This is a genomic window from Arthrobacter sp. zg-Y1110, assembly GCF_025244865.1.
GTDB lineage: Bacteria > Actinomycetota > Actinomycetes > Actinomycetales > Micrococcaceae > Arthrobacter_B.
Window position 1 is genome coordinate 1649115 of record NZ_CP104272.1, and the last position, 19499, is coordinate 1668613.

The 19499-nt window shown below is 66.7% G+C and carries 20 protein-coding genes; 15 read left to right on the forward strand and 5 right to left on the reverse strand.

Going from position 1 to position 19499, the window contains the following annotated elements; translation table 11 throughout:
* Positions 1 to 32 precede the first annotated feature (32 nt).
* The gene (locus N2K99_RS07690; protein WP_227933405.1) at positions 33 to 773 is read right to left on the reverse strand and encodes a GntR family transcriptional regulator; all 741 of its coding nucleotides are present in this window, start codon (positions 771 to 773) and stop codon (positions 33 to 35) included.
* A 297-nt stretch (positions 774 to 1070) separates the two neighbouring features.
* Here N2K99_RS07690 and N2K99_RS07695 point away from each other — a divergent pair, with 297 nt between their 5' ends.
* Genes N2K99_RS07695 through N2K99_RS07720 form a run of 6 tightly spaced genes read left to right on the forward strand, consistent with a single transcriptional unit; the run spans position 1071 to position 6089 of the window.
* Positions 1071 to 2066, forward strand: coding sequence for a substrate-binding domain-containing protein (locus tag N2K99_RS07695; RefSeq protein WP_227922017.1), 996 nt, complete (start codon positions 1071 to 1073; stop codon positions 2064 to 2066).
* Positions 2067 to 2098: 32 nt separating this feature from the next.
* On the forward strand, positions 2099 to 3145 hold the full coding sequence (locus N2K99_RS07700; protein WP_227933406.1) for an ABC transporter permease: 1047 nt from the start codon (positions 2099 to 2101) through the stop codon (positions 3143 to 3145).
* Positions 3146 to 3164: 19 nt separating this feature from the next.
* The gene (locus N2K99_RS07705) at positions 3165 to 4061 is read left to right on the forward strand and encodes an ATP-binding cassette domain-containing protein (RefSeq protein WP_227933407.1); all 897 of its coding nucleotides are present in this window, start codon (positions 3165 to 3167) and stop codon (positions 4059 to 4061) included.
* A 10-nt stretch (positions 4062 to 4071) separates the two neighbouring features.
* Complete coding sequence (locus tag N2K99_RS07710) at positions 4072 to 5106, forward strand: Gfo/Idh/MocA family oxidoreductase (protein WP_227933408.1); 1035 nt, start codon at positions 4072 to 4074, stop codon at positions 5104 to 5106.
* A gap of 40 nt (positions 5107 to 5146) precedes the next feature.
* Complete coding sequence (locus N2K99_RS07715; protein WP_227933409.1) at positions 5147 to 5671, forward strand: NUDIX domain-containing protein; 525 nt, start codon at positions 5147 to 5149, stop codon at positions 5669 to 5671.
* Complete coding sequence (locus N2K99_RS07720) at positions 5628 to 6089, forward strand: NUDIX domain-containing protein (RefSeq protein ID WP_227933410.1); 462 nt, start codon at positions 5628 to 5630, stop codon at positions 6087 to 6089. Before N2K99_RS07715 ends, N2K99_RS07720 begins: the two co-directional genes overlap by 44 nt.
* A gap of 130 nt (positions 6090 to 6219) precedes the next feature.
* Here the strand turns inward: N2K99_RS07720 and N2K99_RS07725 are convergent, their stop codons facing one another.
* Together N2K99_RS07725 and N2K99_RS07730 are read right to left on the reverse strand one after the other, a co-directional pair.
* Positions 6220 to 6969 carry a MerR family transcriptional regulator gene (locus N2K99_RS07725; RefSeq protein ID WP_227933411.1) on the reverse strand — a complete coding sequence of 250 codons (750 nt, stop codon included), beginning with the start codon at positions 6967 to 6969 and terminating at the stop codon, positions 6220 to 6222.
* A gap of 69 nt (positions 6970 to 7038) precedes the next feature.
* Positions 7039 to 7614, reverse strand: coding sequence for a helix-turn-helix domain-containing protein (locus N2K99_RS07730; protein ID WP_227933412.1), 576 nt, complete (start codon positions 7612 to 7614; stop codon positions 7039 to 7041).
* A gap of 160 nt (positions 7615 to 7774) precedes the next feature.
* Between N2K99_RS07730 and N2K99_RS07735 the strand changes: the two genes are divergently transcribed.
* The 3 genes from N2K99_RS07735 to N2K99_RS07745 all read left to right on the forward strand — a co-directional run bounded on the left by N2K99_RS07735 (position 7775) and on the right by N2K99_RS07745 (position 11253).
* Entirely contained in the window at positions 7775 to 8746 is a 972-nt protein-coding gene (locus tag N2K99_RS07735; protein WP_227933413.1) for an NAD(P)/FAD-dependent oxidoreductase, read from the forward strand.
* Positions 8747 to 8847: 101 nt separating this feature from the next.
* Positions 8848 to 10254, forward strand: coding sequence for a YhgE/Pip domain-containing protein (locus N2K99_RS07740; protein WP_227933414.1), 1407 nt, complete (start codon positions 8848 to 8850; stop codon positions 10252 to 10254).
* A 24-nt stretch (positions 10255 to 10278) separates the two neighbouring features.
* The gene (locus N2K99_RS07745; RefSeq protein ID WP_227933415.1) at positions 10279 to 11253 is read left to right on the forward strand and encodes an NAD(P)/FAD-dependent oxidoreductase; all 975 of its coding nucleotides are present in this window, start codon (positions 10279 to 10281) and stop codon (positions 11251 to 11253) included.
* Positions 11254 to 11270: 17 nt separating this feature from the next.
* On the opposite strand, the gene N2K99_RS07750 is transcribed toward N2K99_RS07745, so the two are convergent.
* Positions 11271 to 11933, reverse strand: a complete 663-nt coding sequence (locus N2K99_RS07750; protein WP_227933416.1) for a TetR/AcrR family transcriptional regulator — start codon at positions 11931 to 11933, stop codon at positions 11271 to 11273.
* Positions 11934 to 12088: 155 nt separating this feature from the next.
* Here N2K99_RS07750 and N2K99_RS07755 point away from each other — a divergent pair, with 155 nt between their 5' ends.
* Positions 12089 to 14242 carry an ABC transporter permease gene (locus tag N2K99_RS07755; RefSeq protein ID WP_227933417.1) on the forward strand — a complete coding sequence of 718 codons (2154 nt, stop codon included), beginning with the start codon at positions 12089 to 12091 and terminating at the stop codon, positions 14240 to 14242.
* Positions 14243 to 14305: 63 nt separating this feature from the next.
* Here N2K99_RS07755 and N2K99_RS07760 read toward each other — a convergent pair whose 3' ends face one another.
* Entirely contained in the window at positions 14306 to 15541 is a 1236-nt protein-coding gene (locus N2K99_RS07760) for an MFS transporter (protein ID WP_227933418.1), read from the reverse strand.
* Between the two features lie 235 nt (positions 15542 to 15776).
* On the opposite strand from N2K99_RS07760, the gene N2K99_RS07765 reads away from it, so the two are divergent.
* The 5 genes from N2K99_RS07765 (at position 15777) to sigJ (ending at position 19479) form a co-directional block, all read left to right on the forward strand.
* Positions 15777 to 16511: a D-alanyl-D-alanine carboxypeptidase family protein gene (locus N2K99_RS07765; protein ID WP_227933419.1), complete on the forward strand. Its 735-nt coding sequence runs from the start codon at positions 15777 to 15779 to the stop codon at positions 16509 to 16511.
* A gap of 50 nt (positions 16512 to 16561) precedes the next feature.
* Positions 16562 to 17032, forward strand: a complete 471-nt coding sequence (locus tag N2K99_RS07770; RefSeq protein WP_227921988.1) for a hypothetical protein — start codon at positions 16562 to 16564, stop codon at positions 17030 to 17032.
* Complete coding sequence (locus N2K99_RS07775; RefSeq protein ID WP_227921987.1) at positions 17025 to 17342, forward strand: transcriptional regulator; 318 nt, start codon at positions 17025 to 17027, stop codon at positions 17340 to 17342. The genes N2K99_RS07770 and N2K99_RS07775 overlap by 8 nt, the downstream gene beginning before the upstream one ends.
* Positions 17343 to 17440: 98 nt before the next feature.
* Positions 17441 to 18598 carry an NAD(P)/FAD-dependent oxidoreductase gene (locus N2K99_RS07780; RefSeq protein ID WP_227933420.1) on the forward strand — a complete coding sequence of 386 codons (1158 nt, stop codon included), beginning with the start codon at positions 17441 to 17443 and terminating at the stop codon, positions 18596 to 18598.
* Entirely contained in the window at positions 18535 to 19479 is a 945-nt protein-coding gene (gene sigJ / locus N2K99_RS07785) for an RNA polymerase sigma factor SigJ (RefSeq protein WP_227933421.1), read from the forward strand. Before N2K99_RS07780 ends, sigJ begins: the two co-directional genes overlap by 64 nt.
* Positions 19480 to 19499 lie beyond the last annotated feature (20 nt).

Sequence of the window (19499 nt, forward strand, 5' to 3'; positions counted from 1 at the left end):
AGAAGGGAATACCCTGCCTTGGTGTGCCGATGCTAGCGCTGCACCAGCGTCATTTCGAACGTGTAAGAGTCGGCCCGGTACACGTGGTGGCCGGTTTCGACGCTGCGCCCGGCGTCGTCGACGGCGGTGCGCTCCATGGTCACGAGCGCGGCACCCGGCCGGGTCTCCAACAGCTCCGACTGCCGGCCGCTCGCGACGGTGGCACCGATGCGCTGGGTGGCCAGCCGGAAGTTCACGCCGGCGTCCCGGAGGATCTGGTACAGGCCGCGGCTGCGCAGCCCCTCTTCGGTGATCTCCGCGATGTCATCCCGCACCCAGTTTTCCATCACGGCCAGGGGCTTGCCGTCCACGCTGCGCAGCCGGGTGAAGTGGTAGGTGTTCACCCCGTCGGGCAGGTCCAGCGCCTTGGCGACGGCGGCGTCCGCCGGGCCGTGCCGGAAGTCGAGCACCTTCGTGGCCGGTTTTTGACCGGTACGCTCCAGATCATCAAAGAGGCTGGACAGTTCCAGCGGCCGCCGCACCTGGCTGGACACAACCTGGGTGCCGACGCCGCGCTTGCGGACCAGCAGGCCGTTGCGGACCAGTTCGTCCATGGCCTTGCGCATTGTGGGGCGGGAGAGCTTCAGCCGGCCGGCGAGTTCAATCTCGTTGTCCAGCCGGGAGCCGAACTCCAGTTCTCCGCTGTGGATGGCCGCCTCGATTCCCTGGACCACCTGATGGTAGAGGGGAACCGGCGAGGACCGGTCAATCGGGATGTTCAGTTCCGTTCCCACGGGCCGCTCCTTAATCCGTCGGGTGCCGGATCCACGGGTGACTCTTTGATGCGATGACAGGACAAAGTTGACTGCGAGCATAGCAGGAACCCGGTGTCCGGCAGCAGAGGTTCCGAAGCGCTCCGTACGCACTGCTCCGTAATCCGCGAAGGGGCCAACAATATGTCCTGACAATCTATTGACTCCGGAACCCTGCGGACTATTCTGGGGCTCCTAGTACCGAACCGAGCGGGTGCACCATGGGTGCAGGCGCGGGTTATCGGGGAGGAACGGACCACGAAGACAAAGGAGACTGTCGTGTCAGAAAAACGTTCCTGGCGGCGCTTCGCCGCGGCGGCGGCACTGGCATCCGCGTTGACGGTGGCCGCGTGTTCGAGCGAGGGAGGGCGGACGCCCGAACCCGAGAGCCAGGACGGCGGAGCCGTCGCGGACACAGAACAGATCAAGGTTGCCCTGATTACCCACGCCGCTCCCGGCGACACCTTCTGGGACATTGTCCGCAAGGGTGCGGAGGAAGCCGCGGGGAAGGACAACGTGGAGCTTCAGTACCTTTCGGACCCCGAGGGCGGCCGCCAGGCGCAGCTGGTGGAGCAGGCCGTGGAGCAGGGCGTGGACGGAATAGCCGTCACCCTGGCCAAACCGGACGCCCTGGCAGGTGCGCTGGAGGACGCCCGCGCGGCGGGCATTCCGGTGGTGACCCTCAACGCCGGCGAGGACCGCTCCGCGGAGCTCGGCGCCTTCACCCATTTCGGTTCCAATGAGCAGCTAGCCGGCCAGGCGGTAGGGGAACGGCTCGCCTCGGACGGCTACACCCATCCCGTCTGCGTCATCCAGGAGCAGGGGCACGTTGGCCTGGAGAACCGGTGCGCCGGTGTCAAGGCCGTGGTCCCCGGCACCGAGGTCCTCTACGTGCAGGGCACCGACATGACGCAGGTGGAGTCCACCGTCACGGCGAAGCTGCAGGCCACCGACGACGTCGACGTCATTGTCGGTTTGGGCGCGCCCTACACCCTGACCATCCTGAAGTCGGTGGCCGGTTCCGGCAGCGACGCCAAGGTTGCGTCCTTCGACCTGAACGCCGAGATGGCACAGAAGATTGCGGACGGAGAGGTGATCTTTACCGTTGACCAGCAGCCATGGATGCAGGGCTACGGCGCCGTGGACGCCCTGTGGCAGTACCACCGCGGCGGGTTCCAGCTCGGCGGCGGGCAGCCGGTCCTCACCGGCCCCACCATCATTGACTCCACCAACGCCTCAGAGGTGCTGGCCTTCGCCGAAGACGGCATCCGCTAGCGGAGCCGGCGGAACGGAAAAGGAAGGCCGAGATGGCAACTACAGCTACCGTGACGGCTCCGGCGGCGGATGAACGGATCGCCGGCAAAGGCCCGCTGGCCAGACTGCTGGGCCGGCCGGAGATCGGCGCACTGGTGGGGGCAGTGGCGCTCTTCGTGTTCTTCTCCCTGGTGGCACCGGTGTTCCTGCAGCCGGGATCCATCGCCACCGTCCTGTACGGGGCCTCCACCATCGGGATTATGGCCGTGGGTGTTTCCCTGCTCATGATCGGCGGGGAGTTTGACCTTTCGGCGGGCGTGGCCGTGATCAGCTCGGCGCTGATGGCCTCGCTCTTCAGCTGGTATTTCGCCACCAACGTCTGGGTGGGCGTGGGACTGGCACTGCTGTTGTCCCTGGGTGTGGGTTTCGTCAACGGCTGGATCCTGGTGAAGACCCGGCTGCCGTCCTTCATCGTCACCCTCGCCACCTTCCTGATGCTCACCGGGCTGAACCTCGGACTCACCCGCGCCATCGGCGGCAGCGTATCAACACCGTCCATCTCCACGATGGACGGCTTCGAATCCGGGCGGGCGGTCTTTGCCTCCTCGCTGACCATCGGCGACGTGGAAGTCCGGGTGACCGTCTTCATCTGGATTGCACTGGTGGCACTGGCCTCCTGGATCCTGCTGCGGACCCGGATCGGCAACTGGATCTTCGCCTCCGGCGGTGACGCGTACGCTGCCCGGGCCGTGGGGGTGCCGGTGGTGAAAACCAAGATCGGCCTGTTTATGGGCGTGGGATTCTGTGCCTGGGTGCTGGGCATGCACAACCTCTTCGCCTTTTCCACGGTCCAGTCCGGTGAAGGCATCGGCAACGAATTCCTCTACATCATTGCCGCAGTGATCGGCGGCTGCCTGCTGACGGGCGGGTACGGTTCCGCGGTCGGCGGGGCCATCGGTGCGTTCATCTTCGGCATGGCCAACAAGGGCATTGTCTACGCCGAGTGGAACCCCGACTGGTTCAAGTTCTTCCTGGGCCTGATGCTCCTGCTGGCAACGGTAGTGAACCTGATGGTCAAACGCCGGGCAGAACAGCAGTAGCGAGAAGACGGAGAGAACCATGGACAGCACCGGAGTTGAACACGAGGCCCCCGCGAGCAGCGCCGGGACCACCGCACCGGCACACCTGCTCTCCTTGGAGCACGTGGGCAAGCACTACGGGAACATCATTGCCCTTCGCGATGTCACCATGGCGGTCGACGCCGGACGCGTCACCTGCGTGCTGGGCGACAACGGCGCCGGCAAGTCCACCCTGATCAAAATCGTGGCCGGACTCCACCAGCACGATGAAGGCACCCTGACCATCTCCGGGGAGGAACGGCGGCTCTCCTCCCCGCGGGAGGCCCTGGACGCCGGCATCGCCGCCGTCTACCAGGACCTGGCAGTCGTGTCCCTGATGCCGATCTGGCGGAACTTCTTCCTGGGCTCGGAGCTCACCACCGGCGCCGGACCGTTCCGCCGGCTCGACGTTGCGCGGATGAAAAAGATCACCAAGCAGGAACTTTCGGAGATGGGCATTGACCTCCGCGACGTGGAGCAGCCCATCGGACAGTTGTCCGGCGGCGAACGGCAATGCGTGGCCATTGCCCGGGCGGTGTACTTCGGTGCCAAGGTGCTGATCCTCGACGAGCCGACGGCGGCACTCGGGGTGAAGCAGTCCGGGGTGGTGCTGCGGTACATCCTGCAGGCACGGGACCGCGGACTGGGGGTCATCTTCATTACCCACAATCCGCACCATGCGTATCCCGTGGGAGACCGGTTCCTGCTCCTCAAGCGGGGCCGGTCCACCGGCTACTACAACAAGCAGGACATCACCCTCGACCAGCTGACCACCCAGATGGCCGGCGGCGAGGAACTGGTGGAACTGGCCCAGGAGCTGGAGGCACTTGGCGGCCACGGCGACATCGTCGCCGAGGTGGAGGCCGAAGTCGGCGGCACGGAACCGGGCCGGGGCTAGCGGCACGGCAGTGAAGACCCGGCAGGAACCCGACACGATCCGCCTGGGGCTGGCCGGCGTCGGACGGATCGGGACCCTGCATGCGCGGAACCTCGCCGAGCTGGGCACGGGGGAGGGAACCCTTCCGCCGGTGCAGCTGGTCATCGCCGACGCCGCCGCGGAGCGGGCGCATACCGTGGCGCAGCGCCTCGGTGCCGCATCCGTTCCCTCGGCGGAAGCACTTCTTGATGAAGGGATTGACGGGCTGGTGATAGCCGCAGGCACGCTCGCCCATCCGGACCTCGTGCGCATGGGGGTGGACGCAGGGGTGCCGGTCTTCTGCGAAAAGCCCCTTGCCGGGGACACCGCGGCGTCCCTGCCGGTGCTGGAGTATGTCCAGGCCCGCGGCGGCGTCGTCCAGATGGGCCATCAGCGGCGCTTCGATGCCGGCTACCTGGCGGCGAAACGGCTGCTGCAGGACGGCGCGCTCGGCTGGGTCCAGTCCTTCCGGGCCGTGACCTCGGACATGGAGCCGCCGCCCGTCGGGTTCCTGGCGTCCTCCGGCGGCTTGTTCCGTGACTGTTCCGTGCATGATTTCGACATCCTCCGCTGGCTGACGGGCCGCGAGATTGTCCGGGTGTATGCCGTGGGGTCCAACAAGGGGGATCCGGAGATCGGCCGCGTGGGTGACATTGACACCGGGCTGGCCCTCGTCACGCTCGACGACGGGACGGTAGGGACCGTGTCCGCTGCGCGCTACAACGGGGCGGGGCATGACGTGCGGCTGGAGATTGCCGGCTCCCGCTCCACGCTGCTGGTGGGCCTGGACGACACGATGGCGGTCCGCTCCGCGGAACCGGGCGTCGATTTCCCCTCCGGCAGGCCGCCGCATTCCTTCGCCGAGCGTTTCGAAGCGGCCTACCGGGCGGAGATGGCCGCTTTCGTGGAACTGGTCCTCGGCCGCCGGGACAACCCCTGCACGCCTGTTGAGTCCGTGGCGGCCTCCCGGGTGGCCGATGCCGCGCAGGAGTCGCTGCTGACCGGCCTGCCGGTGAACCTCGGCTAGGCTGGGGCACCAGCTTTCCGACCGAGGGGACCCCGCGTTGTTGAACCGATTCCAGGTTGTGCCGGCCAGCTATCTCATCTTCCAGCGCCGGGACCGGGTGCTGCTGCAGCTCCGGCAGGGCACCGGGTACATGGACGGCTACTGGGCCACGGCCGCAGCCGGACATGTGGAGGCGGGGGAGTCAGCCGTGCAGGCCGCCGTGCGGGAGGCGCGGGAGGAACTCGGCATAGCGGTGGCGCCCGACGACGTCGTGCCGCTGACGTCCATGCACCGCACGCAGGAGGACACCGGGACAGCCGTGGACGAGCGGGTGGACTTCTTCTTCCGCTGCGCCGCCTGGTCGGGGGAGCCGCGCATCATGGAGCCCGGCAAGGCGGCCCGGCTGGAGTGGTTTTCCCTGGATGACCTGCCCGCCGACGTCGTCCCGCATGAGAGGTTTGTCTTCGAACGTTTGCGCAGCGGCCTGCCGCCCATTGTCACGTTCGGGTTTGGAACGCCTGAGCCTCCGAGGGGAGACGTACATGATTACCAGTGCAGGGATCCTGCTGTACCGGCGCGGGGCTGAAGGCCTGGAGGTATGGATAGGCCATATGGGCGGTCCGTTCTGGGCGCGGAAGGACGAGCATGCCTGGTCTCTTCCCAAGGGGGAGTACCAGCCCGAGGAGGAACCGCGGGCCGCAGCACTGCGGGAGTTCGCCGAGGAGATGGGAACTCAGGCGCCGGCGGCCGAGTATCTGCTGCTGGGCACTTTCCGGCAGTCGGCACAAAAGACCGTGACGGTCTTCGCCGCGGAGGCGGACTTTGCTCCGGAACGGATCGAGAGCAACACATTCGAACTGGAATGGCCGCGGGGATCGGGCACCGTCCGCGAGTACCCGGAGATCGACCGGGCCGGCTGGTTTCCGGTGTCCGTTGCGCGTACCAAGCTGGTCAAGGGGCAGGTCCAGGTGCTGGACGCACTGGTACGGATGCTGGGGGAGTAGGCCGGGACGGGGCGGAGGGGATGGCCGGTGTAGAGAAGCACACAGCGTCCCACGATCCGTGACTGATGAGCCGTGTGTGACCCCATCAGGCACAGCAGCACCAAACGGTGGGACGCCGTGCGCGGAAGGACTACCCCGGCAGGCCCCGGGCGTAGGCGACCAGCGCGTCGCGGACATACTGCGCACCCGAGTTGAACTCACGGGTGTAGTTGGCTCCGAAGCGGTCATCGGCCACATACATTTCAGCGATGCCGATCAGCATCTGCGGATCGGGCTCCTTCCGGGTACCGGCAGCGATCCATTCCGCATGCCTCCGCGCGAGTTCCTGCGCTTCGGCGCTCGCAGGCGCCGACCCCCGGCGCTGAACCTCGTCCCAGGCGTCCTGCAGTGCTGAATGTTCAGCGGAGAAGCCGCGCTTGCCGGCGTCGTCCAGGGAACGCCACCAGCGGTCGGATTCGGCGTAGGCCTCCGTGCCCCAGCGTTCTTCCACCTCCTCGCGGTATGTGGTGTGGTCAAAGCCTTCAAACATTTTCTCTGCCATGATTTCCTCATCTCCTTTCAGTGCCTCCAGCGTCGAGCGCACTGCACGTATCTGTGTCTGCAGCCGGGCCTGCTCATCCTGGAGATACACCAGATGCTCGGCCAAGGCAGCGGCATCATCCCGCTGGCCTTCCAATACCTGCCCGATCTGCGGCAGGCCCATTCCGAGCTGGCGCAGCAGCAGTATCCGCTGCAGCCGGACCAGGGCTGCCCGGTCGTAATACCGGTAGCCGTTGGCGCCGACCCGTGAGGGGGCCAGCAGGCCGATGCTGTCGTAATGGCGCAGGGTCCGGGAGGTTGTTCCGGCCAGTTTCGCCACGTCCGCAATGGACCAGTCCACGTGTGCTCCTTCTCGACACCACCACCAACCCTAGAAGTTGACGCTGCGGCAAGGTCAAGGGGCTGGTGGTTAGGCAGGCGACGGGCGCGCGCGCAGATGGGCCCGCTCACCCTGGGGTCCGAAAAGGGCTATGAACTCCACCGCGTCTGCCGTGGCGCTGGCCATCCAATGCGGCAGCCGGGTACTGAACTCAGCGGCTTCACCGGGATGCAGGATCAATTCCTCGTCACCGAGCACGAGCCGCAGCTGTCCGCTGAGGATGTAGATCCACTCGTATCCCTCGTGGGTTCGCGGATCCGGAACTGCGGGGTGGTCGGTCGCCGGGAGGATGTACTTGTAGGCACCTATGCCGGTGGCCTTTTGGGTGAGGGGAATGATGAGCGCCCCGTGCCGCCGGATGGGACGCATATGCACGCGGGGATCTCCCATGGGGGGAGCGGCGACGAGTTCATCGAGGGTGACCCCGTAGACGCGGGCCAGGGGCATCAGCAGCTCCAGCGTAGGCCGCCGTTGGCCGGACTCCAGGCGCGACAACGTGCTCACCGATATGCCGGTGGTCTCGGACAGGCTGGCGAGCGTGGTGCGGCGTTGCGTCCGGAGGGAACGCAGGCGGTCTCCGACGCCGGACAGGGATTCTTCGGTCACGCAAGCAAACCTACGCCATGGCGCCGGCTGCCTTGTATATCGGGATCCGGTAGGCCCAGGATTTGCCAGACCGGCAAGAATAATTGCTCGCGTTGAGCAACCGCCGCAGACTGGCTGAACAGCACCGGACGATGTGCCCGGCTGAATAGAAGGAGCAGGCATGGCAATCTATGACGTAGTGGTGGTGGGCGGTTCGGCCGCCGGTTTGAGCGGAGCCCTGGCATTGGCGCGTGCCCGCCGGACCGTGGCCGTGGTGGACGACGGAGATCCGCGCAACGCCCCGGCGGCCCACGTGCACAATTACCTGGGCAGGGAAGGTGCCTCGCCGGCGGAGCTGTACGCCGTTGGCCGGGACGAGGTCACCGGCTACGGGGGCGTGGTGCTGAACGGATCCGTGAGTACGGTGACCCGAGGCGATGACGGCCGCTTCCGGGTGAGCCTGGCAGACGGGGGATCACTCGTAGCGCGCCGGGTGCTGGCGGCCTCCGGAGCACGTGATGTCCTGCCTGAGATTCCGGGGCTGGCGGCGCACTGGGGAAAAGACGTGCTGCATTGCCCGTACTGCCACGGCTGGGAGGTCCAGGACCAGCAGATCGGGATCATCGCGCAGAACCTTGAAGGTGCGGTTCATCAGGCGCTGATGTGGCGGCAGTGGAGTGAGGACGTTGTGTTGTTCCTGCACACAGCGGGAGAGCCGGACAGCGGACAGGCCGAACAACTGGCCGCCCGCGGTATCCGGACGGTGCCGGGTGAAGTGACCGGAGTGGAGGGAGAGCCCCGGCTCACCGGAGTGCGCCTGGTGACGGGCGAAGTGGTGCAGCGGCAAGCCGTTGTTGTCTTTGCCCCGCTCCAGGCACGGGCCGGTTACCTGGCGGACCTCGGAATCGAACCGGTGGAGCAGGTGATGGGGAACCTTTCCGTCGGAACGGCAGTGCCGGTCGACGCAACCGGGGCCACGAGTGTCCCGGGCGTATATGCCGCCGGCAACGTAGTGGTTCCCATGATGCAGGTCATCGGAGCGGCAGCTGCGGGCCTGGGAGCGGGAGCTGCGATCAACGCGGACCTGATTGCCGAGGAAACGGAACGCGCCGTGGCGGATTCCCTGTCCCGCAGGGCTGTACGGCAGCCCTAGAGGAGGAAGAAGGACGCACTGCTATATCCGCAGCCCTGCTCGGCGGCTACCCTCAAACGGTAGGACGAATCCCGACTCAGGCTCAGCTGGGAGGTGTGTCCATGTCGGCACATGCGATGGAATCCGATTCCCGGCCCCAGGGGCGCGGACACGGCAGGCACTCGTATTGGTCCCCCCGGTTCTGGCTCCTGCCTCTGCTGGTGCTTCTGCTGCTGGGCGGTGCCGGCACCGCCCTGTACATCGGCGGTCTCGGCAGTCCGGGGGACCACCTCAAGCACTTTCCGCTGGCCGTGGTGAACCAGGACAGGGGCGCGACGCCGCCCGACGGCGGCAGCCGCGAGAACCTCGGGCAGAACATCACCGACCAGATGCAGCAGGGCTTCGCGCGAAACGACGAAATCGATCTGCGTGTCCTGTCCTGGGACGACGCCCAGGACCAGCTGCGCAAGGGGCAGATCCACGGCGCCGTCGTCATCCCGGAGTCCTTTTCGGCCGACGCCCTGGGACTGGTGAGCGGTGCACTGAGCGACGCGGACGTTACGCGGCCGTCCATCACCGTCTACTCGAACCCGTTGGCCGGGCCACTGGCGAGCAGCCTGGCGACCTCCGCCGTCGACCCGGCGCTCGAGCAGGCCAACACCGCCCTGGGGGAGCAGCTGACCTCCGCCGCGGAGGAAGCCCAGACCGAGGCCCGGGCCGAGCAACAGCGCGAGCTCGGGGAGCTGGGCCTGCCGGCACAGGTGCAGGAGCAGGTGGCACCAACCGTGGACGGCACCTCGACGGACCTGCTCCGGGCTCCGATTTCTGTCACCACCACCGCTTATGAAACCCCGCCGGAAGGTTCCGCCCTTGGCATGGGTGCGTTTTTCTACTCCGTGCTGCTGATGGTGGTGGGCGTCAGTGGTTCCGTGGCCATCCACTTCCTGGTCGATTCGCGGCTGGGGGTGGCGCCGGTCGAAATGGGGCCGCGGTTTGCCCTGGGGCCGAGGGTGCAGCCTGCCCGGTGGAAAACCTACCTGATCAAGTGGGGCATCGTCGTCCTGGGTGCGCTGCCGACGGCTGGGCTGATGATGTGGGTGGCGTCCGCCGTCGGGATGCCGATTCCGCACGGCGGCTGGTTCTTCCTCACGACCTGGCTGTCCATCGTCACGGTGTCGGCGGTCACCACGGCGCTGATCACTCTGTTCGGCAGCATCGGCATGGTGCTCTCACTGATCTACGTGGTGTTTATGGGCCTGCCTGCCGCGACCGGAGTGGTGCCGCTGGAGGCCCTGCCGGGGTTCTTTGCTTTCATCGCCCGAGGCGAGCCGCTCTACCAGATGACCATGGCCAACCGGGCGGTGCTGTATTTCGATGCCGAAGGTGACGCGGGCCTGCAGAGCGGGATCATCGGCATGCTCATTCTCATTCTCATAGCAGTTGTGCTGGCCATGGTCTTCTCGGTCCTTTATGACCGCATGTTCGGCCGACGCCGGGCGGAGCTTGTCCCGGGGCCGGCCAAGGCTTGATTTCCTACTCTCCGAGGAGCGGGCATGGCAACGGGCGAGTACGACGTCGTGGTGGTCGGCGGCGCAGCGGCAGGCCTGAGCGGAGCGTTGATCCTGGCGCGTGCCCGCCGGTCCGTTGCGGTGGTTGACGCAGCAGATCCCCGCAATTCCCCGGCCGCCCACGTGCACAACCACCTGGGTCTAGAGGGTGCGCCGCCGTCGGAATTCACTGCCGCCGGCCGCGCCGAGATCGCCGGCTACGGAGCCGTTGTGCTGGACGGATCGGTCTCCACGGTTACCCGCGGCGACGGCGGCCGGTTCCTCGTCTCCTTGGCCGACGGGGAATCCTTGCTGGCCCGGCGGGTGCTGGCCGCTTCCGGAGCACGGGACATCCTGCCGGACATTCCGGGACTGGCGCAGTACTGGGGGAAGGATGTGCTGCACTGTCCGTACTGCCATGGATGGGAAGTCCGGGACCGGCAGATCGGGATTCTTGCCGGAGACCTTGAGACTGCTGTGCATCAGGCGCTGATGTGGCGGCAGTGGAGCAAGGACATTGGGCTGTTTCTGCACACAGCGGGAGAGCCGGACAGCGCGCAGGCCGAAGAGCTGGCCGCCCGCGGCATCCGGGTGGTTGCCGGCAAAGTCACCGCAGTGGAGGGAGACTCCCGGCTCACCGGACTACGCCTGGCCTCGGGCGAAGTGGTGCAGCGGCAGGCAGTGGTGATCGTTGCCCCGGTGCACGCCCGTGCCGGCTATCTGGCGGATCTGGGCATCGAACCGGTGGAACAGTTCGTGGGGGAGCGGCTCGCCGGAACAGCGGTGCCGGCGGCAGAACCCACCGGAGCCACAACCGTTCCCGGGGTTTATGCAGCCGGAAATATCGTGGTCCCGTCGATGCAGGTGACCGGAGCGGCAGCGGCAGGTCTGGCGGCGGGGGCAGCCGTCAACGCGGACCTGATTGCTGAAGAAACGGAACGTGCCGTCGCGGCTGCCAGGGTCGGCCGGTCCGGCGGGTAGACCTAGAGCAGGTAGACCTAGAGCAGGTAGACCGGGGAGGGCTGCGGAAGGAAGTCGCCGGGGTGCGTCACCGGGGCGGACAGCATCCCGGCGCAGGAATCGATCAGGAAGTAGCCCACCCCGGTCCAGTTCGGTGTCTCGGCTCCGTCCTCGATGCGCGCCTCGTACTCCGCGCAGACCCCGATGGTCATGTTGCCCAGGATCCACGAACGGCCGTGCAGGACAGTGGGAGCGAGGTCCCCGACGGCGGCCTGGGTCCGGCGGATCAAGTCCTCGGTGACAGGGCTGGCCACGGCCGACCGCTGAAGCACGGACTCCATGGAGGGCACCGCACGCATCTGGTGCAGGAAACGCGCCCGCCAGCTCGGCACGGGCAGTGACGCCAAATGGTCCACCCACGGCAGGATCAGGCAGGCCAGCAAATCGTGGAGACCCGCGCCGTCGTCCAGTTGTTCCAGGAGCAGCGCACGCCGGCGGTAGGTGTCTTCGAGATGGCGGGTGATCAACGCCTCGAGCAGTTCATCGCGCCCCCCGAAGTGGTAGGCGACGGCGGAGTGGTTTGCGGTTCCCGCGTGCTCTGCGATCCGCCGGTTGGACACGGCATCGATGCCGTGCCGGGCAAAAAGCTCCTCGGCAGCATCGAGCAGGGTTCCGCGTGCCTTGTCGCCGTGCTGTCCCATATATGTCCTCGTCCTGGCGTTGCTGCTGCTTCAATTACCCAATTTACGCCACATGGCGTAATTTTGACGAGTCGGTCCCACAGACCCCGCTTCGACTATCGCGTCGACGCGCACTTCGCACCATCACCCTTGAATTCAGCTACAGGAGCACGTCCTTGACCAGTATTTCCCCGACATCCCCAGGTTCTCCGCCGGATACGGATCCAGCAGGAGAAACCCCGGCGCCGTCGTCGGACGCCGAGGCCCTTGCCGCGGCCAAGCGGGCAAAGGCCGAGAAGATCGGCCGTTATGTCGCCATGTTCCTGATGCCTCTGCTGATGGTTTCCATGCTGGTGGGCGGCTACCTCGCCGCCATGCACGCGCCTACGCCGAACGACATGCCGATTGTGGTCACGGGTTCCGGCCCGCAGGCGGACCGCTTCGCAGACGCGCTGGAAGCCGCTGATCCCGACGCCGTCGACGTCCGAGTGGTGGGATCCGACGCCGAAGCGCGCCAGCTGGTCCTGGACCGTGAAGTCTCGGGCGCAGTGTCGCTGAATGAGGGCACCGCCTCGGTCTATACCGCAAGTGCTGCCGGCGCCTCGCAGTCCAGCACCGTCACGGCACTGCTGGCCCCGCAGGTCCTCGGACAGGGACTGGCCCTGCAGGCCGAGGACCTCGCCCCGCTGCCGGACCATGACATGGCCGGGCTGGGTGCAATGTTCCTGACCACGGCCCTGATGCTGGCCGGTTACATGCCATTGAGCCTGGTCCTTTCCAACTCACCCGAGTTGCTTCGCTTCCGCCGCTTCGTTCCCCTGCTTGCCGGCTGGGCCGCACTGATTGCCGGACTCGTCTGGGCCGTGACGGGTCCGATGCTCGGCGTCGTCGAGGGACACTCCGTCGCCGTGCTGGGGATCTCCTGGCTGACGGTCTTCGCCGTCGGCAGCGTCCAGTTGTTCCTCACCCGGATCCTCGGCCCGATGGCCGTCCTTGCCGGCATGCTGTTCCTGATGGTGCTGGGCGTTCCCGCCTCCAACATGAGCATGTCCGTCCACACCATGCCGGGTCTCTACCCGTACCTCCACAGCTTCCTGCCCGCGGCCGCCACCGGTGAATCGCTGCGTTCGTTCCTGTACTTCGACGGCAACGGCGCCGGGCCCCACCTGCTGGTGCTCGTGATCGGGGCGGTGGCGGCCCTGCTGCTCACCCTCGTCCTCGATGCAGTCAAGCGCCGCCGCAAGCCGAACGCGGCTCCGCCGGCAATCAACGTCGCCTCGCTGCACGGCGGGCCGCGCCCGAAGACCCGCCGCTGGCGCTACGGCACCTTGGCCTTCTTCCCGCTGGCGATGGTCACGATGATGCTCTCGTTCATGCTGGGCGCAATGTACGAGCCGACGCCGCGGGACATGCCCGTCGCCGTCGTCGGCTCCACCGCGGAACAGGCGGAGCAGGCAGTATCCGGACTCGACGAAAACATGTCCGGGCTCTTTGACCTGCGTCCGATGGATAACGCCGACGACGCCCGCGACCAGGTCCGGGACCGTACGGTTGTCGGCGCCTACATCCTGCCTTCGGCCGAAACCCCCACCGCTACGCTGATCACCAACGAGGCCGGCGGTATGAGCCAGCAGCAGGTGCTCACCTCGGTGTTCGGGCAGGTCTCCGCGGGACAGCAAATGGAAATGGCACATGACAATGTTGCCCCGCTGAAGGATTCGGACTCCATGGGCATGGCCACCATGTACCTGGCCATGGGCTGGATCATGGCCGGGTTCATGATCATCGTGGTCGGCTCGACGGCGGCTCCGGCCAGCCGTCCGCTGCGCATGCTGCTCCCCATCGTTGCGGCCTGGGCCGTCGGCATGTCGGCCTTCCTCTGGGTCATTGCCGACGTCTTCGTCGGCGCGATTGACGGGCACTTCCTGCCGCTCTGGGGTGCCGGCGCCGTGGCCATCTTCTGCGTCGCCATGTTCACCACGGTCTTCGAACGGTTCATGGGGATGCTGGCGATCCTCCCGACGATCGGCATCCTGATGTTCCTCGGCGTACCTGCCTCCGGAGCGGCGATGTCCATCTACATGGAACCGGAAATCTTCCGTTTCCTCCACGAGGTGCTGCCGATGCCGGCCGCCGTCGAGTCAATCCGCTCGATCCTGTACTTCGGCTCGGATACCGTCTGGTCCCACCTGCTGACCCTCGGCATCTGGGGCGCGGCCTCGCTGGCCGTAGTGGCCGTCATCGACCACTTCAAGCCGCCGCGCACCGAGGGGCACCCGGTCGACGCCGATGCCCCGGCTGAGCCGGAACGGGTTCCCGCAAACGTCTGACCCACGTCGAAAGTACGCCAGGGGCCGCTGCGCTGCAGCGGCCCCTGGCTGTTTAAGCGAACCTCACGCCGACGCCGGCTGCTCGGCCTTTACCGGTTCGAAGACCCTGCTTGTCCGGGAAAAGCGAATGTACGCAATGCAGCCGATTTCGAGTGCTCCGCCAATGATGAGCACCGCCTTGGCGGCACTTAGCTGGTTCATGCCATCCACCGTCGCCAGCACATCCACCAGCACGCCGCCCAGCAGGACTGCCACCGGGAAGAGGCCCTGGCCGAGCAGCCGCCGGCAGCCGAAGACGATGCCCTGGATCTGAACCGGGGTCCGTTCCTGCCACAGTGCCGACAGCGGGGCATTGGTCACCTGCACCATCGCATTCCGGAGAAACATTCCCGGGACGACCAGCCAGAGCGTGGGAGCCACCACCACCAGCGCGCGGCCGAACAGTGACCCCAGGAACGTTGAGCCGCACACGAGGTTGGCCCGGGAGACCGAGGTGCCGAACCGCGCCACCAGGGCAGCGCCGGCCATCAGCCCCAGTGCACTGGCGATATTGCTTGCCGAAAGATTCCATTCCGGGGTCCCGGTGCCCGGGAAGGAGAGGATAAAAACAATTACCACCGGTACACAGAGGCCGCCCGCAAAGTTGTAGACCGCAAAGGCGAGTTGTAGGCGCAGTAAATCACGGCGCTCATTGATGAACCGGAAACGGGCCTTCACATTGCCGCCGAAATACTGCACATTCCGTGCCCGGGTTTCCTTTGCCGGCCAGGCGAGCAGCAGTACGAGCGCCGCCCCCGCAACGCTCAATACCGCGTCGGCCAGAAAGACCGCGACGGGCATCCCGAGCGAATACAGGACAGCCCCCAGCACCGGCCCGAGCAGCACCGGTGCCGAATCGATGAGTCCGAGCATTCCGTTGACCTTGGTGAGGTCCTTCTCCGTACGCAGCACCCGCACAGAGGCCTGCAGTGTCAGGGCCAGGGCGGTGGAACAGATGGCTGTGGCAAAGACGAAAACGAGCATCAGCGCCGTGCTGTGGATGATGGTTGCCCAGGCCATGGCCGCCATGGCGCCGGCATTGGTGATGTTGACCGCGCAGATGGCTGTACGGCGGGAAAGGAGGTCGGTCAGCCCGCCGATCAACGGGGCCAGATAGATGGCGGCTGCCGATCCCAGGAACGTGGAAACGGCCAGCACCGCGGCACTGGCGGTGTCTTCAAAGAGGACCAGGGAAACGGCCAGCGAGGACGCGGAACCGACTATTGCGAGAAGAGCTTGGATTGTCCAAAGGACGGTCAATGTGGAGCTGTTTCTCTGGGCGTCGCTGATGATGGTCCCTTCGGCGCTGCGGTACGAAAATGGAAGCGGCCGCCTAAATTTACCGTTAGGTTTTAGGGGAAACAAGGTTTATCGATGCAGCATTTTTGGGCATTTTCCGCCGACTGCGCGTGACCGGAGGCGAAGAGTCGAACGTACGCGTCGATCCTCCCGGACCGGCCGCCGCTATGGGAAAGTGGAAGGGGAGGGAAAGACAATGCCGCGCCAGCACATCACCACGCACATCGCTATCCTCGGTTGCGTGTGCCTCGGACTGCTGGCCTACCTCTTTTCCGTGGACCAGCCGGTGTCCGCCTTCACGGCACCGCCCGGACAGGATTTCGATTCTCCCGGCAGCGTCTCAGTGGTTGTGAACAAGGAGCGCCCCCTCGGTGACCCCGGCTATCTGCCGCAGGACGTGGTTGACGCCGGCGGTGTTCCGCTGCGCCGGGAAGCAGCGGACGCGTTCGTCCAGCTGAAGAACGACGCCGCGGCCGCGGGCGTCGTGATTGACGCGGTGAGCGGTTTCCGGACCGCAGAAGCCCAGTCCCGGCTGCACGATGCCTACACCGGACGCTACGGCTCCGCGCTGGCGGAATCGATTTCGGCACGGCCCGGCCACAGCGAACACCAGACCGGACTGGCCGTGGATATCGGTGCTGCCGACGGCGCGTGCTCGCTGCAGGCCTGCTTCGAGGGGACCGGCGCAGGCGCATGGGCCGCTGCGAATGCCCACCTGTACGGCTTCATCATCCGCTATCCCGCAGGTGCCGAGACCATTACCGGCTACGCCTACGAGCCGTGGCACCTGCGTTATCTGGGCCCTGACGCGGCCGGGAAGATCCACGACGCCGGCATCACGCTGGAGGAGTACGCCGGGCTGTACCACCCGCCGGCCCCGCCGAAGCCGCCGGCCCCGCCTTCGAAGCCTGCACACGAACCCTTGCCCTAATCTCGTCCTCAACGTTGACGCCGGAGTTGCCGGGCAATACTCTTTCCAGCATGGAAAGTAACTTGCGCGATCCGAACGAGGCTGCTGAAAATCTCCGGAACCTGACCGCCGACCGCGACACCTTGGCAGCAGGCGTCACTCCTCCCCGTGCACTGGTGGCAGCCATCGGTGCACTGGCTGCCTGCTGGGTGGCGGCGGCACTGGACGCCCGGCCCGGAGCCGACTATCAATCGCCGTCCTGGCCGTGGCTGCTCGTGGGACTGCTGTTCGTCATCCTGCACTTGATCCGCCGTGACACCGGGTTGAAGTTCCGCAGGCTGGGTGCGCGGGCGAACGGAGCAATCGCCCTGGCTGCGCTGGTCTGCCTGTTTCTTTTTTCCGTGAGTCTGGGCCTGGTGTCGCTGGGACTCGACTGGGCGGTGATGATCACCAGCCTTGCGGCGTTCGCGGCGGTTTACGGGCTCGCCGGAGTCGCGTTCCGGGCCGCTGTTGACCAGCTCCGCGCGGTTCCGCATGCCTGAGCCCCGGTTTGACGAGGTTGTGCACCCGCCGACGCGGCTGCGGATCTGCGGGCTGCTGCGCCCGCTGGAGGAGATGGACTTCGCCGTCCTCCGGGACACCCTGGGGGTTTCCGATGCCACGCTTTCGAAGCAACTGAAAATCCTCACGGAGGCCGGCTATGTGCGCCTGGCCAAGACGACGTCACCGGCGCGTCGGGACGCCCGCCGGATCACCTGGGTGGCACTCACGCCCGCCGGCAGGAAGAGCTTTGACTCGCATGTGCTGGCGCTGCAGGAGATTGCGGGCGCGGCACACGTCCGGCCCGACTGATTTCTCCGCAACCGGTCACAAACCCTCCCCGGGCGGTGTCCCATGTTCAGCCGGCGCGGAAGCCGGATGATGAGACGCGTTAAGCAGGGAGTGCACTCATGGGCACCACAGCAGTCATTCTGGGCGGGGGATACGCAGGGGTAATGGCGGCGAACCGGTTGGCGGCCAACGGCCGGCCGGGGCTCGACGTCGTCCTGGTCACGCCGGAGCTCCGGTTCGTGGAGCGGATCCGGTTGCATGAATACACTGCCGGAACCCGTGCCGACGCCACCGTCGATTTCGCTTCGATCCTGCATCAGGGCGTGCGGCGGATCTCCGATTCAGCAGTGGAGATCCGGCCGGACCGGCGGACGGTTCAACTGGCCGGGGGAGCAGAAGCGGGCTACGACTATCTGGTCTACGCCGTGGGCTCGGCCGCGGGAACGGCACCGGACGGCGCTCTCCGGATCGAACAGCTGGAAGGAGCCGCGGCGGCACGCAGCGAGTTGGCTGCCCTGCCCGCCGGGGCCCGCGTGGCCGTGGTGGGCGGCGGGCTGACCGCCGTCGAGACAGCCGCGGAGACCGCCAGGAACTTCGAACACCTACAGGTGAGCCTGCACAGCGCCGGTCCAGTGGTGCCACGGCTGGGCACGCAGACCCGCCGGTCCGTGGAGAAAAGCCTGCGCCGGGCAGGAGTAAAACTGCACAGCGGGACGCCGGTGCCTGCCGACGGTGACGTCCGCACCGGCCTGGGCGCCGACGTCGTGCTCTGGTGCGCCGGCTTCGGCGTGCCGGGCCTGGCTGCGGCAAGCGGACTTCCGGTGAACAACGTCGGCCGGCTGAGCCTGGATCCGACCCTGCGGGTACGCGGCCAGGACCGTATCTATGGCGCCGGCGACGCGGCCGTGATTGACGACCCGTTCTACGACTACCTGCGGATGTGCTGCGCGGCGGCTCTGCCGATGGGAGCCGACGCGGCAGGAAACATCCTCTGCGCCATGGACGGTGAGGCGGAACTTCGGCACGACAGCGGATTCCGCGGTCTGTGCATTAGTCTGGGCCGCAGTGACGGAGCGGTTCAATTCCTGTCTGCCGACGATTCTGCCACCCGCTTCCACCTGCACGGCAGGACGGCGGCCGTCCAGAAGGAAATCATCTGCCGGATGACACTGCGGTGGATCCGCGGCGAAGCGAAACGAAGCGGAGCGTACACATGGCCAACAGGTCCGCAGGCGGGCAAGGCGACGACGGCGACGGCGCCGGTGGCACGGAGCTGAGCGGGGTCCGGTTGAGCCGTGACTCCCAGTTCCTGAAGCACCGAGGGATGGTCTTCACCATTGCCTACAACGTCCTCGGCACCGTAACCGACGCCGAGGACGTTGTGCAGGAGACCTATCTGCGGTGGCGGGCGGTAGCGGAGCAGGTGGAAAACCCGCGGGCGTACCTGGCGCGGATCGCCTCACGCCAGGCGCTGAATTCCCTCCGCACAGCGTCCCGGCGGAGGGAGGACTATCCGGGTGAATGGCTGCCCGAACCGCTGCCTACCGGCCCGGCACGGCTGCCGGCGGATCCGGAGGCGGCGGCCCTGACAGCCAGCGAGGTTTCAACGGCCATGCTGGTACTGCTGCAGACCCTCAGCGGTCCGGAGCGGGCCGCGTTCATCCTGCACGAGGTCTTCGGCTTCGGTTATCCCGAAATTGCGGCGACCCTGGACATCGGCGAGCCCGCCGTGCGGCAGACGGTTCACCGGGCACGTACCCGGCTGCGGTCCGGCACACCCCGGACGGTGCCCGACTCGGGCGAGCACCGCGCCGCCGTCGAACGTTTCCTGGCCGCCACCCTGACCGGGCAGATTCAGTCCCTGCTGGACGTGCTGGCTCCGGACGTGGTCCTGGTATCCGACGGCGGCGGTAAGGTCAGTGCCGCGCTTCGGCCGGTTTACGGCCCGGAGAAGGTGGCACGGTTGATGATCGGGCTGGCGGACAAGTACGGTGCGGGGGCCGTCCCCGAGTTCATTGAGCTGAACGGCCTGCCGGCGGTCGCGTTCCGTGAAGAGGGGGCGGTGACTACCGTCTTCCAACTGGAACTCGTGGATGGCCAGGTGCAGGCGGTGTACGCGGTGCGCAACCCGGACAAGCTGGTGCGGCTGCAGGGTTAGGGGTCGGGTCCGCGAAGGTG

Coding starts and splice junctions, on each gene's coding strand:
- N2K99_RS07720 (WP_227933410.1), top strand. CDS start 5,628: ATGATTACCAGTGCAGGGATCCTGCTGTACCGGCGCGGGGCTGAAGGC.
- N2K99_RS07705 (WP_227933407.1), top strand. CDS start 3,165: ATGGACAGCACCGGAGTTGAACACGAGGCCCCCGCGAGCAGCGCCGGG.
- sigJ (WP_227933421.1), top strand. CDS start 18,535: ATGGCCAACAGGTCCGCAGGCGGGCAAGGCGACGACGGCGACGGCGCC.
- N2K99_RS07765 (WP_227933419.1), top strand. CDS start 15,777: ATGCCGCGCCAGCACATCACCACGCACATCGCTATCCTCGGTTGCGTG.
- N2K99_RS07770 (WP_227921988.1), top strand. CDS start 16,562: ATGGAAAGTAACTTGCGCGATCCGAACGAGGCTGCTGAAAATCTCCGG.
- N2K99_RS07775 (WP_227921987.1), top strand. CDS start 17,025: ATGCCTGAGCCCCGGTTTGACGAGGTTGTGCACCCGCCGACGCGGCTG.
- N2K99_RS07700 (WP_227933406.1), top strand. CDS start 2,099: ATGGCAACTACAGCTACCGTGACGGCTCCGGCGGCGGATGAACGGATC.
- N2K99_RS07750 (WP_227933416.1), bottom strand. CDS start 11,933: ATGGGACAGCACGGCGACAAGGCACGCGGAACCCTGCTCGATGCTGCC.
- N2K99_RS07745 (WP_227933415.1), top strand. CDS start 10,279: ATGGCAACGGGCGAGTACGACGTCGTGGTGGTCGGCGGCGCAGCGGCA.
- N2K99_RS07780 (WP_227933420.1), top strand. CDS start 17,441: ATGGGCACCACAGCAGTCATTCTGGGCGGGGGATACGCAGGGGTAATG.
- N2K99_RS07735 (WP_227933413.1), top strand. CDS start 7,775: ATGGCAATCTATGACGTAGTGGTGGTGGGCGGTTCGGCCGCCGGTTTG.
- N2K99_RS07740 (WP_227933414.1), top strand. CDS start 8,848: ATGTCGGCACATGCGATGGAATCCGATTCCCGGCCCCAGGGGCGCGGA.